This is a genomic window from Pseudomonas sp. HT11, from assembly GCF_044875395.1.
GTDB lineage: Bacteria > Pseudomonadota > Gammaproteobacteria > Pseudomonadales > Pseudomonadaceae > Aquipseudomonas.
Genome location: NZ_CP173217.1, coordinates 1,205,078 through 1,220,372, shown reverse-complemented (window position 1 = coordinate 1,220,372; position 15,295 = coordinate 1,205,078). Strand labels below are relative to the sequence as shown.

Annotated in this window: 15 protein-coding genes; 5 read left to right on the top strand and 10 right to left on the bottom strand. The window is 60.9% G+C overall.

Annotated features, from left to right (window positions below; genetic code table 11):
* The first annotated feature begins 31 nt into the window (after window positions 1–31).
* Genes ABWL43_RS05455 through cmoB form a run of 4 tightly spaced genes read left to right on the top strand, consistent with a single transcriptional unit; the run spans window position 32 to window position 2,812 of the window.
* Entirely contained in the window at window positions 32–421 is a 390-nt protein-coding gene (locus ABWL43_RS05455) for a protease inhibitor I42 family protein (RefSeq protein WP_106579457.1), read from the top strand.
* A gap of 1 nt (window position 422) precedes the next feature.
* Window positions 423–1,079: a lysoplasmalogenase gene (locus ABWL43_RS05450; protein WP_262210568.1), complete on the top strand. Its 657-nt coding sequence runs from the start codon at window positions 423–425 to the stop codon at window positions 1,077–1,079.
* A 36-nt stretch (window positions 1,080–1,115) separates the two neighbouring features.
* The gene (gene cmoA / locus ABWL43_RS05445) at window positions 1,116–1,859 is read left to right on the top strand and encodes a carboxy-S-adenosyl-L-methionine synthase CmoA (RefSeq protein WP_404487052.1); all 744 of its coding nucleotides are present in this window, start codon (window positions 1,116–1,118) and stop codon (window positions 1,857–1,859) included.
* Window positions 1,856–2,812, top strand: a complete 957-nt coding sequence (gene cmoB / locus ABWL43_RS05440; protein WP_242194502.1) for a tRNA 5-methoxyuridine(34)/uridine 5-oxyacetic acid(34) synthase CmoB — start codon at window positions 1,856–1,858, stop codon at window positions 2,810–2,812. Before cmoA ends, cmoB begins: the two co-directional genes overlap by 4 nt.
* Before the next feature lie 139 nt (window positions 2,813–2,951).
* Here the strand turns inward: cmoB and tadA are convergent, their stop codons facing one another.
* From tadA to lptF, 10 genes are all read right to left on the bottom strand, one after another.
* Window positions 2,952–3,449, bottom strand: a complete 498-nt coding sequence (gene tadA, locus ABWL43_RS05435) for a tRNA adenosine(34) deaminase TadA (RefSeq protein WP_124416513.1) — start codon at window positions 3,447–3,449, stop codon at window positions 2,952–2,954.
* The gene (locus ABWL43_RS05430; protein ID WP_145161395.1) at window positions 3,449–4,825 is read right to left on the bottom strand and encodes a multicopper oxidase family protein; all 1,377 of its coding nucleotides are present in this window, start codon (window positions 4,823–4,825) and stop codon (window positions 3,449–3,451) included. Before ABWL43_RS05430 ends, tadA begins: the two co-directional genes overlap by 1 nt.
* Before the next feature lie 271 nt (window positions 4,826–5,096).
* Window positions 5,097–5,843, bottom strand: a complete 747-nt coding sequence (gene pdxJ, locus ABWL43_RS05425) for a pyridoxine 5'-phosphate synthase (protein ID WP_404487049.1) — start codon at window positions 5,841–5,843, stop codon at window positions 5,097–5,099.
* 51 nt (window positions 5,844–5,894) lie between these two features.
* The gene (gene recO, locus ABWL43_RS05420; protein WP_242194512.1) at window positions 5,895–6,578 is read right to left on the bottom strand and encodes a DNA repair protein RecO; all 684 of its coding nucleotides are present in this window, start codon (window positions 6,576–6,578) and stop codon (window positions 5,895–5,897) included.
* Between the two features lie 164 nt (window positions 6,579–6,742).
* On the bottom strand, window positions 6,743–7,645 hold the full coding sequence (gene era, locus ABWL43_RS05415) for a GTPase Era (RefSeq protein ID WP_003234112.1): 903 nt from the start codon (window positions 7,643–7,645) through the stop codon (window positions 6,743–6,745).
* Window positions 7,638–8,327, bottom strand: a complete 690-nt coding sequence (gene rnc, locus ABWL43_RS05410) for a ribonuclease III (RefSeq protein ID WP_094951369.1) — start codon at window positions 8,325–8,327, stop codon at window positions 7,638–7,640. The genes era and rnc overlap by 8 nt, the downstream gene beginning before the upstream one ends.
* A 152-nt stretch (window positions 8,328–8,479) precedes the next feature.
* Window positions 8,480–9,334: a signal peptidase I gene (lepB, locus tag ABWL43_RS05405; RefSeq protein ID WP_106579465.1), complete on the bottom strand. Its 855-nt coding sequence runs from the start codon at window positions 9,332–9,334 to the stop codon at window positions 8,480–8,482.
* Window positions 9,335–9,339: 5 nt separating this feature from the next.
* Complete coding sequence (gene lepA, locus ABWL43_RS05400; protein WP_003210439.1) at window positions 9,340–11,139, bottom strand: translation elongation factor 4; 1,800 nt, start codon at window positions 11,137–11,139, stop codon at window positions 9,340–9,342.
* 151 nt (window positions 11,140–11,290) lie between these two features.
* Entirely contained in the window at window positions 11,291–12,370 is a 1,080-nt protein-coding gene (gene lptG / locus ABWL43_RS05395; protein ID WP_106579467.1) for an LPS export ABC transporter permease LptG, read from the bottom strand.
* On the bottom strand, window positions 12,363–13,481 hold the full coding sequence (gene lptF, locus ABWL43_RS05390; protein ID WP_145161384.1) for an LPS export ABC transporter permease LptF: 1,119 nt from the start codon (window positions 13,479–13,481) through the stop codon (window positions 12,363–12,365). The genes lptG and lptF overlap by 8 nt, the downstream gene beginning before the upstream one ends.
* A 282-nt stretch (window positions 13,482–13,763) precedes the next feature.
* Here lptF and ABWL43_RS05385 point away from each other — a divergent pair, with 282 nt between their 5' ends.
* Window positions 13,764–15,254 (top strand): leucyl aminopeptidase, encoded by a 1,491-nt coding sequence (locus ABWL43_RS05385; RefSeq protein ID WP_404487044.1) that lies wholly within the window; start codon window positions 13,764–13,766, stop codon window positions 15,252–15,254.
* Window positions 15,255–15,295 lie beyond the last annotated feature (41 nt).

Below are 15,295 nucleotides of genomic sequence, written 5' to 3'. Positions count from 1 at the left end.
TCGCCCTTCGTCGTCAAACAACGGAGCCCCCATGACCGCTGCCCGCCTGCTTCTCCCCTTGAGCCTTGCCCTGCTGGCCGCCTGCGCCAGTGCCCCCAAGCAAAACGTCACCGTGGAAAACCAGAGCGCCTGCCCGCTCCAGCTTAAAACCGGGCAAAACCTGATCCTCACCTTGCCGAGCAACCCCACCACCGGCTATCGCTGGGCCATCCAGGATTCTGCCGGCGGCGTGCTGCGTGCACTCAGCCCTGAGGTTTACAGCAGCACCGAGTCCGGTGTGATCGGCGGTGGCGGCCAATCCACTTGGCGCTTCCAGGCCTTCGCGGCCGGCCAGGGCCGTTTGCGCCTGACCTCCCAGCAACCTTGGGAACCGGAAGCCGAGCCTGCCGAAACCTTCGACTGCGCCATCACGGTGAACTGATATGCCTTGGCTGATTCTTGCGTTGATGGGCGCCGGCACCTTTGTCTACGGTTTGAGCACCCACGCGGCGTTGTTGTGCCTGCTGGTCAAGCCGTTGCCGGTGCTGGCGTTGCTGGGCTGGCTGCATGACGCGCCGCCCACCGACTATCGACGCTGGATCAGCCTGGGGCTAATTTTTTCCCTGGTGGGCGATGTCTTGCTCGCGTGGCCAGGCGACCTGTTTATCTTCGGCCTGGGCGCCTTCCTGTTTGCGCATTTGGCGTATCTGAAAGCCTATTTCAGCGATTGCCGGCGCTTGGCGTTGTTGCCGCTGGTATTGGCACTGGGCGTGGGCGCGATTCTGCTGAGCATTCTGATTGCCCATGGCCTGGGCGAGTTGCTGATTCCGGTGGTGGTGTATGCGCTGGTGATCAGCGCCATGCTCTGGCGTGCATTGGCGCGACTGGGCAGTGAGGTGCCCAAGCGCTCGGCCCTGCTGGCGGCGGCGGGCGCGGTGTCGTTTGTGTTTTCCGACACGCTGATTGGTATCAATCGGTTCGTGGTCGCCTTTGAGGCGGCGCCGTATTTATTGATCAGCACGTATTGGCTGGGTCAGTGGGGCATCACCGCCTCGGCTTTCCATCAGACTACCCGCGCACACGAGGGCCAATTTGGCTAAAATGCCGGCCTTTCCCCCCTCGTCGCCGGAACAACCGTGAGCAAAGAACCCGATCGCCTATTCGCCCAGCCCCTGCCCCAGGTGCCGGACTTCGCCTTTAACGAGGACGTGGTGCGGGTGTTCCCGGACATGATCAAGCGCTCGGTGCCCGGTTACCCGACCATCGTCGAGAACCTCGGCGTGCTGGCCGCGCAGTTTGCGCAACCCAACAGTGTGCTCTACGACCTGGGCTCGTCCCTCGGCGCGGTCACCCAGGCGCTGCGCCGCCATGTGCGCACCGACGGATGCCGGGTAATCGCCGTGGATAACTCGGCGGCGATGGTCGAGCGCTGCCGCGAATACCTCAATGGCCAGGACTCGATGTTCCAGGAGTTGCTGCCGGTTGAGGTGATCGAGGGCGATATCCTCGCGCTGCAGTTCCAACCGGCCTCGGTGGTGGCGCTGAATTTCACCCTGCAATTTATCGCCCCTGAACAACGCCTGGCATTGCTCGCGCGTATCCGCCAGTCGCTGCTGCCGGGCGGCGCGTTGATCCTCTCGGAAAAGCTGCGGTTCAACGACCCCGAAGAACACGCATTGCTCACCGACCTGCACATCGCGTTCAAACGCGCCAACGGCTACAGCGAACTGGAAATCGCCCAGAAGCGCAGCGCCATCGAAAACGTCATGAAGCCCGACAGCCTCGAAGAACACCGCGAACGCCTGTTGGCAGCCGGGTTCTCGAAAGTCGTGCCGTGGTTCCAGTGTCTTAACTTTGCCTCGTTGATTGCCTTGCCATGATTGATCTCTCTCCCCTCGCCCGCCACCTGGTCGGTACTCCGTTGGCCGTATGGGCCCAAGGCCTGCAAGCGCAACTCGATAGCAAGATGGAAAAGGGTCATGGCGACCTGGAGCGTTGGCAGAGTGCGCTGGACGCGCTGCCGCAGATCCAGCCCAGCGAAGTCGATTTGCTCAATGGCCTGACTCTTGATACCGATTGCGACGACGCCACCCGCGCACAGATGCGCACCGCGCTGATGGGCCTGAGCCCGTGGCGCAAAGGCCCGTTCAACCTGTTTGGCGTGCATGTGGACACCGAATGGCGTTCGGACTGGAAGTGGTCGCGGGTTGCCCCGCACCTGAATTTGAACGGCAAGCGCATCCTCGACGTGGGTTGCGGCAACGGCTACTACATGTGGCGCATGCTCGGCGCGGGTGCCGACAGCGTGATTGGCGTGGACCCGAACTGGCTGTTTTTCTGCCAGTTCCAGGCCGTACAGCGCTACCTGAACGAGCCGAAGGCCTGGCACTTGCCGTTCCCGTTTGAAGACCTGCCGCCGAACCTGGAAGGCTTCGACACGGTGTTTTCCATGGGCGTGTTCTATCACCGCCGTTCGCCGATCGAGCACTTGCTGGCATTGAAAGACTGCCTGGTCAAAGGCGGCGAGTTGGTGCTGGAAACGCTGGTGGTCGAAGGCGATCAGCAGCAAGTGCTAGTGCCGGAAGACCGCTATGCGCAGATGCGCAATGTGTGGTTCCTGCCCTCGGTGCCGGCCTTGATGCTGTGGCTACGGCGTGCCGGGTTCAGCGACGTGCGCTGCGTGGATGTGAGCGTGACCACGGTCGAAGAACAGCGCGGCACGGAGTGGATGAAGTACCAGTCGCTGAGCGACTTCCTGGACCCGGATGATCACAGCAAGACCCTTGAAGGGCTGCCGGCGCCGATGCGGGCGGTGATTATCGCGAAGAAATAACCTGCAATCTCCCTGAATAAATGGAGATCAAACTGTGGGAGCTGGCTTGCCTGCGATAGCAATCTTTCAGTCAATTGATCAGTGACTGATGCACCGCTATCGCAGGCAAGCCAGCTCCCACATTGGTTTTCAGTGTTCTTTAGAGTGTGGGCTTGGCTCTGCGGGCCTTGAAGAACTCACTCAACACTGTCCCGCATTCCTCAGCCAACACCCCGCCTTCAAACAGCACCCGATGGTTGAGAAACCCTTGGGTAAAAAACTGCCCCTGGCTTTGCACGATCCCCGCCTTGGGCTCCAGCGCGCCGTACACCACCCGCGCGATGCGCGAATGCACAATCAGGCCCGCGCACATGCTGCACGGTTCCAGCGTTACATACAGCGTGCTGCCGACCAGGCGATAGTTGCTGATCGCCTGCGCGGCGGCGCGGATGGCGACCATTTCGGCATGGGCGCTGGGGTCATTGCCGCTGATCGGGCAATTGAAACCCCGACCGATGATTTCACCGTCCTGCACCAGCACCGCGCCAACGGGCACTTCGCCAAGGGCGGCGCCTTGGGCGGCGAGGGCCAGGGCTTCACGCATGAAGTGCTGGTCGCGGCTGCGGTCGATAATCGCCGTGGGGCGAATCTGGCGCATCACGCCACCTCGATGGCGGCCATCAGGCCGGTTTCCATGTGATCGATCACGTGGCAATGGAACATCCACACCCCCGGGTTATCCGCCACCAACGCCACGCGTGCGCGCTCGTTCTTGCCCAGCAAGTAAGTGTCGGTGAAGTACGGGATCACCTTGTGGCGGTTCGAGGCGATTACCTTGAAACTCATGCCATGCAGGTGGATAGGGTGCTGGTACTGGGTCATGTTCTTCAATTCGAAAATGTAGCTTTTGCCTTTCTCAAGCTTGGCAATCGGGCGATCGGCACAGGTCTTGTCGGTGATGTCCCAGGCCTTGCCGTTGATTTGCCACAGGCTCGGCGGTTTGCCGTCATCGACCGACACGGTACCGACCCATTCGAAATTGAAGTTGAGTTTCTCGGCATTCGCCAGGTCCGGCTCGGCGATCGGGTTGGCGGGCAGCGCCGGTGGCCATTCGGTGGGCGCATCGGTATTGGCGACGGAGCGGAAGGTGCCCAGGCGCACCGGGCCGTTGCGGATGGAGAGCTCTTCACCGGCAGGCGGTGCCTTGATCGCCAGACAAATACGCATGCCCGGGCCCAGCCAGTATTCCTTGCCCAATGGGCGCGGCTCGACGGGGTTGCCGTCCAGCGCGTAGATCTGCGCATCGACGTCGGGAATGTTGATGCGATAGGTCAGCGTGTTGTCGAGGTTCAGCAAGCGCACGCGGGTGATTTGCCCGGCCGGCAAATCGATCACCGCCTGGGACACGCCATTGATCGTCGACAACCGCCCGGCCGTGCCGCCACGCGCGGCTTCACGGGGTACGCTGAACGCCACGAAGGCGCCCTCTTCGTCCACGTGCCAGCTTTTCAGGCTCAGGGTGCGCTCGTGTTTGAAACCGGTGGGCTCGCGCTCTTCGATGATCAGCGGGCCCACCAGGCCACGGCCGAGTTCTTCGCTGCTGTTCACGTGCGGGTGATACCAGTAGCTGCCGGCGTCCGGCACGCGGAATTTGTAATCGAAGTATTCGCCGGGCAATACCGGCAACTGCGAGACGTAAGGGACGCCGTCCATTTCCAGCGGCAGGCGGATGCCGTGCCAATGAATGGTGGTGGCGACCGGCAAGTGGTTGATAAAGCGCACCCGCAGCCACTCACCCTGGCGCACACGCAACTCGGTGCCCGGCGCCGAGGGGCCAAATGCCCAGGCTTCGGTTTTGTGGCCCGGCACCAGTTCCACGTCCAGCGGCGCGGCGATCAGTTGGTAATCGTGCCCGGCTTCGGCCTCTGCAACTTTTCCCAGCCAGTAGCGATAGCCGCCACCGGCACCGACGCCCACTACGGCCAGGCCTGCGAGACCACCCAGGATTTGTCGACGGGAAAAGGATCGGGACACAACAACCTCACGTATCTGCCACAGGCCAGAGGCCCGCAAAGGGCGGATACGATACACCTGACCCGGCTAAACAGTAAGGCTTCGCATTGCCGCATGGCTCAATTCAATGGGTTTGGCTGGGTAACTACACCTCTGGATACACCGAAAATCACTGTGGGAGGGGGCTTGCCCCCGATTGCAGTGGGTCAGCTACAGATAGGCTGACTGACACACCGCTATCGGGGGCAAGCCCCCTCCCACATTTTGATCTTCAGTGATTTTTAGACTGTGCTCACTTGGAGCTGGCAGCCGCCAGAATCAGCGCTTTCATCTCGGCCACCGCGCCTTTGAAACCGACGAACAGCGCGTGCGCCACCAGCGCGTGGCCGATGTTGAGTTCGTTGATGCCCTTGATCGCAGCCACGGCTTCGACGTTGTGGTAGTGCAAACCATGGCCGGCGTTGACGATCAGGCCTTCATTGAGGCCGCACTGTACGCCGTCGATAATGCGCTGCAGTTCGTCAGCGACTTCGGTGGGCGTGGTGGCATCGGCATAGCGGCCGGTGTGCAGTTCGATGGCCGGCGCGCCAACACGGCGCGAGGCTTCGATCTGGCGCTCGTCGGCGTCGATGAACAGCGAGACTTCACTGCCGATCTTCGACAGACGCTCCACCGCGGCTTTGATCCGCGCTTCCTGGCCAGCAACATCGAGGCCGCCTTCGGTGGTGAGCTCCTGGCGCGTTTCAGGCACCAGGCAGATGTGCGCCGGGCGAATGCGTTCGGCGAACGCCATCATTTCTTCGGTGACGCCCATTTCGAAGTTCATGCGGGTTTGCAGCACGTCCTTGAGCAGCAACACGTCGCGCTCCTGAATGTGGCGGCGGTCTTCGCGCAGGTGCACGGTGATGCCGTCGGCGCCCGCTTCTTCGGCGTCCAGCGCGGCCTTGACCGGATCAGGGTAACGGGTGCCCCGGGCCTGGCGCAGGGTAGCGACGTGGTCGATGTTGACGCCAAGAAGAATGCGATTGCTGGTGCTCACGGAAGCGCTCCTGAAAAGGGAAAGAAACGCCGCACAGCATACACGGGGTTGTCAGGGCTTTCGAAACAACTCGCGACTGACCAGCGGCCGCCCGCCCAAGTGCACGGCGAGCGCCTGGCGCATCAAGCGCTTGGCCGCGGACAAGGCGCCTGGGGCAGTCCAGTCGGCTTCGCTCATGGCCAGCAACTCGGTGCCCTGGAACAGGCCGGGTTGCAGCAGGTAAACGCGTTCCAGGCCGGCGTCGACTTGCAGGCGGTACATGCCGTCTGCGGCGATGGGGTCGCCGTGCAGGTCGTTGCTCAGTTCAAAGCCATAGCCCAGGTCGTCGAGCAGTCGCCATTCAAAGGCGCGCAGCAGCGGTTCCAGCGGGCGGCCTTCGGCCAGTGCAATGAGCGTCGCGGCGTAGTGATCGAAGACCGCAGGGTGCGGGTCTTCGGCGGGCAGCAGGCGGATCAGCAGCTCGTTGAGGTACAGGCCGCTGAACAGGGCTTCACCGTTGAGCCAGGCGGAATTGCCGACGCTTTCCAGGCGGCCGACGTTTTTCAGCTCACCCTTGCCACGAAACTCCACGTCCAGGGCCACGAACGGCCGGGCCAACGTGCCGGCCTTGCCGCGGGCGCTGCGCAAGACTGCGCGCAGGCGGCCTTGGGGCGTGAGGAAGTCCACCAGGGCGCTGGTCTCGCGGTAAGCGCGGCTGTGCAGGACGTAGGCGAGTTGGCTGGTGGGTTGGGACATGGATGCTCACTGCTGGAATGCATTTTTGAAAACTGCACAAACCTAACGTGGGAGGGGGCTGGCCCCCGATGGCAGTGTGTCAGTCACTTATTTGCTAACTGACCCACCGCTATCGGGGGGCGAGCCCCCTCCCACATTTTCAGCCCTGTGGTGTATTCAAGACCCTACAGGTCGCCGTAGCCCAGGGAGCGCAGTGCGCGCTCGTCATCGGACCAACCACCCTTAACCTTCACCCACAGGTTGAGCATGATCTTGGAATCAAACAGCAATTCCATGTCCTTGCGCGCTTCGGTGCCGATGCGCTTGATGCGCTCGCCCTTGTCGCCAATGATGATTTTCTTCTGGCCGTCACGCTCGACGAGAATCAGCGCATGAATATGCAGGGTTTTGCCCTGCTGCTTGAACTCTTCGATTTCGACGGTGATCTGGTAAGGCAGCTCGGCGCCCATCTGGCGCATGATTTTCTCGCGCACCAGTTCAGCGGCGAGGAAGCGGCTGCTGCGGTCGGTGATCTGATCTTCCGGGAAGAAGTGCTCGTTCTCCGGCAGATAACCCGCGATCACGCGCTCCAGGGCCTCAAGGTTGTGACCGTGCTGGGCCGAGATCGGCATGATCTGGGCGTTCGGCAGTTGCTCCTGCAGCCAGGTCAGGTGCGGCATCAGCTCGGCTTTGTCTTCGATGCGATCGGTCTTGTTCAGCGCGACGATCAACGGGCCGGTGACGTACTGCACGCGCTCAAGAACCATCTGGTCTTCGTCGGTCCACTTGGTGCGGTCAACCACGAAGATCACCACGTCGACGTCTTTCAACGCCGCCGAAGCGGTTTTGTTCATGTAGCGGTTAAGTGCCTTCTCGCCACCTTTGTGCATGCCCGGGGTGTCGACGTAGACGGCTTGGACGCTACCTTCGGTCTTGATGCCCAGCATGTTGTGACGGGTGGTCTGCGGCTTGCGCGAGGTGATCGCGAGCTTCTGGCCCAGGATGTGGTTGAGCAGCGTGGACTTGCCCACGTTCGGGCGGCCGACGATGGCAACATAGCCACAGCGTGTTGCGGTTGAATCAGTCATGGCCATTCTCCACGCCCAGGGCAATCAGTGCTGCAGCGGCCGCTACCTGTTCGGCAATACGACGGCTCACACCCTGACCTCGGCTTTTTTCATTCAATAAGGTGATTTCACATTCCACGAAGAACACGCGGCAATGCGGCTCACCCTGGATATCCACCACTTCGTAGCGTGGCAGTTCACAACCGCGCGACTGCAGGAATTCCTGCAGGCGGGTCTTGGGATCTTTGTTGGTGTCGACCAGCGTCAGGCTCTCGATCTCCGAAGCCAGCCAGGCCACCACGCGCTCCTTGGCCGTCTCCATGCCTGCATCCAGGTAGATCGCACCGATCAACGCTTCGAGGGCATCAGCCAGGATCGACTCGCGACGAAAGCCACCGCTTTTCAGTTCACCGGACCCCAGGCGCAAGTATTCGCCCAGGCCGAAACCGCGGGCCAGCACGGCCAGGGTCTCGCCTTTTACCAGCCGTGCACGCAGGCGTGACAGCTGGCCTTCGCGCGCTTGCGGGAAACGCTCGAACAGCGCCTCACCGGCGGCAAAGTTGAGGATGGCGTCACCGAGAAATTCCAGGCGTTCGTTATTACGCCCTGCAAAACTGCGGTGTGTGAGGGCAAGGACCATCAATTCCTGGTCCTTGAAGGTGTAGCCGAGCTGACGCTCGAGACGACTTAGAGAAACGGTCACGGTTTATCCATATCTAGTTGGTGGCACCGGCGGCCATCGACGATTGACGCAGTGTTCAAATTCAAATCCTGGTTGGTGCCGCATGAGGCCGGACGACGCATTGTCCGAACCCCAGAAAAGCATTCGGCGCTGTGTTCACAGCGCCGCCTGTATTACTTGATCAGCCCGACCCGCGAGAAGTTCGGCAGGTGGCTGAGTTTGGGTTCCGGCCAACTCATCCAGACCGCAAAGGCCTTGCCGACAATGTTCTCGTCGGGAACCATGCCCAGCAGGTCCTTGGGAATATTGGGGTCATCCCAGTAACGGCTGTCGTTGGAGTTGTCGCGGTTGTCGCCCATCATGAAGTAGTGCCCGGCAGGCACTTTCCACTCGCCATCAGGCATCGCACGGTAGCGGCTCATTTCCTTACGGATTTCGTGCTCTACCGCGCCGAGTTTTTCCTGATACAGCTCGGCGCTGCCCAAGGTGTTCGGTTCGGCGCCGATCAGTTTCTCGGCCACCGACTCACCATTGATGAACAGACGCTTGTCGCTGGTGTAGCGAATCACGTCGCCCGGCAGCCCGACTACGCGCTTGATGTAGTTGACGTTCGGGTCGCTTGGGTAGCGAAACACCATCACATCGCCGCGCTGCGGGTCACCGACCGGGATGACTTTCTTGTCGAGCACCGGCAGGCGGATCCCGTAGGAAAACTTGTTCACCAGGATGAAGTCGCCCACGTCCAGGGTCGGTTTCATCGACCCCGAAGGGATCTGAAACGGCTCCACCAGGAACGAACGCAGCACCAGCACGATGAACAACACCGGGAAGAACGACTTGCCGTATTCAACCAGCAGAGGCTCTTTGTTCAGCTTCTCGACCACCACCGCATCGGGCTGGCTGACGCTGCCCTGATAGGAAGCGATAGCCGCCCGCCGACGCGGGGCGAAGAACACCAGATCGAGCAACGCCAGGAGACCGCAAACGGCAACGGCGATGACCAGCAACAGCGGGAAATTTAGTGACATAGGACCTAACTATCCAACCTGAGCACCGCAAGGAAGGCTTCTTGTGGAATTTCCACGTTGCCCACTTGCTTCATGCGTTTTTTACCGGCCTTTTGCTTCTCAAGCAGCTTGCGCTTACGGCTTACGTCACCGCCGTAGCATTTGGCCAGTACGTTCTTTCTGAGAGCCTTGACGGAGGTCCGTGCAATGATCTGCCCGCCAATGGCGGCCTGGATCGCGACGTCGAACATCTGACGCGGAATCAGTTCTTTCATCTTTTCGGTCAACTGCCGACCTTTGTAGTGCGCGTTGTCCTTGTGCACGATCAGCGCCAGTGCATCTACCTTGTCGCCGTTGATCAGCACATCCAGTTTCACCAGATTAGCCGATTGGTAACGATCGAAATGGTAATCCAGCGAAGCATAGCCGCGGCTGGTGGATTTGAGACGGTCGAAGAAGTCCAGGACCACTTCGTTCATCGGCAAATCGTAGGTCACTTGCACCTGGGTACCGAGGAACAACATGTCGTGTTGTACGCCACGTTTTTCGATACACAGGGTAATGACGTTGCCCAGGTGTTCCTGCGGCACAAGAATATTGGCCCGCACGATCGGCTCGCGCATGTCCTCGATGGAGGACAGATCCGGAAGCTTGGACGGGTTGTCGACGTAAATCGTTTCACCGGTTTTCAGCGCCAGCTCAAAAATAACCGTTGGCGCGGTGGTGATCAGGTCCAGGTCGTATTCGCGCTCAAGGCGCTCCTGGATGATCTCCATGTGCAGCATGCCCAGGAACCCGCAGCGGAAGCCGAAGCCCAGCGCGTCGGAGCTTTCCGGGGTGTACTGCAACGACGAGTCGTTGAGGGTCAGCTTCTGCAAGGCTTCGCGGAAGTCTTCGAAGTCGTCGGAGCTGACCGGGAACAGGCCGGCGTAAACCTGCGGCTGGATGCGTTTGAAACCCGGCAGCACGTCTACATCAGGGGTGGAGCTCAAGGTCAGGGTGTCACCGACCGGTGCACCGTGAATGTCCTTGATGCCGGCAATGATGAAGCCCACTTCACCGGCTTTCAGGTCGGTGGTGGCGGTGTGTTTCGGGTTGAACACGCCGACGCTGTCCACCAGGTGGATCTTGCCGGTGGACTTGACCAGGATCTTGTCGCCCTTCTTCACACGGCCGTGGCGTACGCGTACCAGGGAAACAACGCCCAGGTAGTTGTCGAACCAGGAGTCGATGATCAACGCTTGCAGCGGATCTTCGTAGTTGCCGGTAGGTGCGGGGATGGTCTTGACCAGGCGCTCGAGCACTTCGTCGACGCCCAGGCCGGTCTTGGCGCTGCACTCGACGGCGTCTGTGGCGTCAATGCCGATGATCTTCTCGATCTCTTCTTTGACACGGTCCGGATCGGCCTGAGGCAGGTCGATCTTGTTCAGCACCGGCATGACCTCAAGGCCTTGCTCGATGGCGGTGTAGCAGTTGGCCACGGACTGGGCTTCGACGCCCTGGCCCGCGTCCACGACCAGCAACGCACCTTCACAGGCCGCCAGGGAACGGCTGACTTCATAGGTGAAGTCAACGTGGCCCGGGGTGTCAATGAAGTTGAGCTGATACTTGATACCGTCTTTGGCGGTGTAGTACAGGGTAACGCTGTGGGCCTTGATGGTGATCCCGCGCTCGCGCTCGAGGTCCATGGAGTCCAGTACCTGGGCCTCCATTTCACGCTCGGCAAGGCCGCCGCACATCTGGATGAATCGATCGGCCAGCGTCGACTTACCATGGTCAATGTGGGCGATGATGGAGAAATTGCGGATATGACTCAAATCACTCACGGATCAACACTCAAAAAGGCTGCAGGCAGATTGCCCGCTGAAAAATAGCCGGGAATTGTACCTGATGCTCAGGCCAGACGTCATCTTTGCTGACCAGAACAAAAATGCCCCGATCTCTCGAACGGGGCATTTTTTGTTCATAAGCGCAGTATCAACCCGCGCGGCGCAACAGCCAGAACCCGGCCAGGGCGCAGATAGCTGTCGGCACCAGCACCGCAAACAGCGGCGAGAAACCGAACACCAGGCTCGACGGACCGAGCAAGTCCTGGGCGATACGGAAGGTAAAGCCCACCAGTACGCCGGTGAACACCCGCTGACCGAGGGTCACGGAACGCAACGGGCCGAAGATGAACGAGATCGCCATCAATACCAGCGCGGCGGTGACCACCGGCTGCAGCACCTTGACCCAGAACGCCAGCCAGTAGCGGCCATTATTCAGGCCCTGATCCTTGAGGTAGTGGATATAGCTCCACAAACCGGTAATCGGCAGGCTCTCCGGGATCATCACCACCGTGTTGAGCAGTTCCGGCTTCAGGGCGATATCCCATTGCTCGCTCGGCACATTGATCACTTCGGTGCTGGCCTTGGTGCCCTGGCCAACATTGCGGAAGTACGTAGTGGTGACGTCACTCAGCGTCCATTTCTCGGCATCGTATTGCGCGCGCCTGGCGAAACTGGAGGTCAGCATGTGCCGTTCCTTGTCGAACGTATAACGCGTCACACCCACCAACAAACCGCCCGGCTGCACGGCGTTGATGTGGATGAACTCATCACCCTGACGGTGCCACAGGCCGTGCTTGGCGCTTTGCGCATCCCCCGAGCCCTGGGCCAGGGCGCGATTGGCCTGAGCAGTGGCCTCGGCCGGAGGCGCCACGTACTCGCCAATCAGCACGCTGCACGCCATCAGCAGGAGCATGGGTTTCATTACCGCCCAGACAATGCGCCCGATGGATACACCGGCGGCGCGCATGATGGTCAGTTCGCTGCTGCTGGCCAGGCTGCCCAGCCCGATCAGGCAACCGATCAGCGCGGCCATCGGCATCATGTCGTAGAGCCGGCGCGGTGCGGTCAGCGCCACGTAACTCAACACATCCATGACGGTGTAGGTGTCGGTGACGTTGCCCACTTCGTCAATAAAGGCGAACAACGAGGCCAGGCCGAGAATAATGCCCAATACCGCCAGAATGGCGATCAGTACGCTGCTACCAATGTAGCGATCGAGCTTAGCCACGAGCCAACTCCTTCAGGCCACGACGGCTCTTCATTTTCAAACGGATAGGTTCCCAGTAGAGCAGCCCCAGGCCGATCAACAGGAAGATCCCGTGCACGCCCCACAGGCCGAGGACCGGCGACAACTTGCCTTTCTCCATGGAACCACGGGCGGAAATCAGCAGGGTCAGGTAGGCCATGTACAACAGAATTGCCGGCAACAGCTTGAGGAAGCGACCCTGACGCGGGTTGACGCGCGACAGCGGCACGGCCATCAACGTCACGATAAATACCAGCAGCGGCAGCGAAAGCCGCCATTGCAGCTCGGCGACGGAGCGCAGTTCCTTATTGTTGAACAGCGACGATGTCGGCAGCGCATCGCGGTCAGTGACCTCTTCGCTGATGTCCGGCTTGGCCAGCATTACGCCATAAGTGTCGTACTTGATCGCCCGATAATCGGCGAGGCCAGGGCTGCCGTCGTAACGGTAGCCATTTTCCAGGATCAGGTAACGGCTGCCATCAGGACGCACTTCCTGGCGACCACTGTTGGCCACCAGAATCGAGATGCCACGGTCTTTCTGGTTCTGCCCGAGATTTTTCTGCGAAATAAACACGCCGCCCAGGTTGGCACGGTCATCCGTCATGGTCTCGGTGTAAGTCACCCGCGTGCCATCGTTCAGCGCTTGAAAGCGCCCAGGCTCAAGGGTGTCGAACTCAGTCATCGCATCCTGCTTGTTCAGCAGCAGCTGGAACTGCATGGCGCCCTGAGGCGCCAGGCTCATGCTCAGCCATGCCACCACCAGGGCAACGCCGGTGGCCGGCACCATGGTCATGGCCAGCAGACGCTGCTGGCTCATGCCGGTGGCCGACAGCACGGTCATTTCACTTTCGAGGTACAGCCGGCCATAGGCCAGCAAAATCCCGAGAAACAGGCCAAGTGGCAGGATCAGTTGCAAAAAGCCTGGCAGGCGAAAGCCCATGATCAGGAACAGCGAGCCCGGATCCAGAGCGCCCGAAGCGGCCTGAGCCAGGAATTTGACGAAACGACCACTCATGGTGATGACCAGCAATACCGCACTCACGGCACTCAGGGTCAACAGGACTTCGCGGGACAGATAACGGAAGACGATCAAACCAGACACTCCAGGGTTGTCAGGCTAAGGCGGCCAAACAAGCAAGCATACCGAGTCGACCCGTTTGCACGGGCCGGCTAAAAAGATGGCGCATTATCCTGTGATTGACCGCGCCTGTCACGGTGCTTGCTCATACGCGTGCACAAAGCACGCGGCAAGGGTTGTCAGGCTCCGCCGGCGAGGTTCAAACTGCGGCCTTTGTCGCTGGCGGTTTACAGAGCTGCCACGCTTTAAAGCCTGGGTACAGACTCAGGCTCACAGACCTTTATAAGGGACCCGAAAATGGAATTGGTTGTAAAAAGCGTTAGCCCCGAAACGTTGAAAACCGCCACCCTCGTGGTCGCTGTCGGCGAAGGCCGCAAGCTCGGCGTCGCCGCCAAGCAACTGGATGAACTCAGCGGTGGCGCCATCAGCGCCGTGCTCAAGCGCGGCGACCTGGCCGGCAAAGTCGGCCAAAGCCTGTTGCTGCAGAGCCTGCCCAACCTTAAAGCCGACCGCGTATTGCTGGTGGGCGTGGGCAAGGACGCCGAACTGGGCGACCGTCCGTTCCGCAAGATCATCAGCGGCATTCTCAACACCCTCAAGGGCCTGGGCGGCAGCGATGCAGCACTGGCCCTGGATGAAATCGTCGTAAAAGGCCGTGACAGCTACGGCAAGACCCGCCTGCTGGCCGAAAGCCTGGTGGATGGCACTTACGTCTTCGACCAGTTCAAGAGCCAGAAAGCCGAACCGCGCGTCCTGAAAAAAATCACCCTGCTGACCATCAAGGCCGCCCAGGCTGAAGTCGAGCGCGCCGTAACCCACGCCCAGGCCATCGCCGCCGGCATGTCGTTCACCCGCGACCTGGGCAACCTGCCGCCGAACATCTGCCACCCGACTTACCTGGGCGAACAGGCCAAGGCGCTGGGCAAAGAATTCAAGGGCCTGAAGGTTGAGGTGCTGGACGAGAAAAAAATCAAGGACCTGGGCATGGGCTCCTTCTATGCCGTGGGCCAGGGCAGCGACCAGCCGCCACGCCTGATCGTGATGCAATACAACGGCGGCAAGAAGTCCGAGAAGCCTTACGCGCTGGTCGGCAAAGGCATCACCTTCGACACCGGCGGCATCAGCCTCAAGCCGGGCGCAGGCATGGATGAGATGAAGTACGACATGGGCGGCGCCGCCAGCGTGTTCGGCACCCTGCGTGCCGTGCTGGAACTCAAGCTGCCGATCAACCTGGTGTGCATCCTGGCGTGTGCCGAGAACATGCCGAGCGGCGGCGCCACCCGTCCGGGCGATATCGTCACTACCCTGAGCGGCCAGACCGTCGAAATCCTCAACACCGACGCCGAAGGCCGTCTGGTGCTGTGCGATGCGCTGACCTACGCCGAACGCTTCAAGCCACAGGCCGTGATCGACATCGCCACCCTGACCGGTGCCTGTGTGGTTGCCCTGGGCGCCCACACGTCGGGCCTGCTGGGCAACAACGACGAGTTGATCGAGCAACTGCTCAGCGCCGGCAAGGCTGCCGACGACCGCGCCTGGCAACTGCCGCTGTTCGATGAATATCAAGAGCAGCTGGACAGCCCGTTCGCCGACATCGCCAATATCGGCGGCCCGAAAGCCGGCACCATCACCGCAGCCTGCTTCCTGTCGCGCTTTGCCAAGAACCTCAACTGGGCTCACCTGGACATCGCCGGCACGGCCTGGACCAGCGGCGGCAAGGACAAGGGCGCCACTGGCCGTCCGGTGCCACTGCTGACCCAGTACCTGCTGGATCGCGCCAAAGCCTGAAACTGAAGATTCCGGGGCGGCCCTCACGCCGCCCTGGTCTC

Bases quoted from the DNA above. Each gene is read 5' to 3' on its own strand.
- era (WP_003234112.1), bottom strand. From the start codon at position 7,645: ATGACTGATTCAACCGCAACACGCTGTGGCTATGTTGCCATCGTCGGC.
- ABWL43_RS05455 (WP_106579457.1), top strand. From the start codon at position 32: ATGACCGCTGCCCGCCTGCTTCTCCCCTTGAGCCTTGCCCTGCTGGCC.
- ABWL43_RS05450 (WP_262210568.1), top strand. From the start codon at position 423: ATGCCTTGGCTGATTCTTGCGTTGATGGGCGCCGGCACCTTTGTCTAC.
- cmoB (WP_242194502.1), top strand. From the start codon at position 1,856: ATGATTGATCTCTCTCCCCTCGCCCGCCACCTGGTCGGTACTCCGTTG.
- recO (WP_242194512.1), bottom strand. From the start codon at position 6,578: ATGTCCCAACCCACCAGCCAACTCGCCTACGTCCTGCACAGCCGCGCT.
- ABWL43_RS05385 (WP_404487044.1), top strand. From the start codon at position 13,764: ATGGAATTGGTTGTAAAAAGCGTTAGCCCCGAAACGTTGAAAACCGCC.
- tadA (WP_124416513.1), bottom strand. From the start codon at position 3,449: ATGCGCCAGATTCGCCCCACGGCGATTATCGACCGCAGCCGCGACCAG.
- lepB (WP_106579465.1), bottom strand. From the start codon at position 9,334: ATGTCACTAAATTTCCCGCTGTTGCTGGTCATCGCCGTTGCCGTTTGC.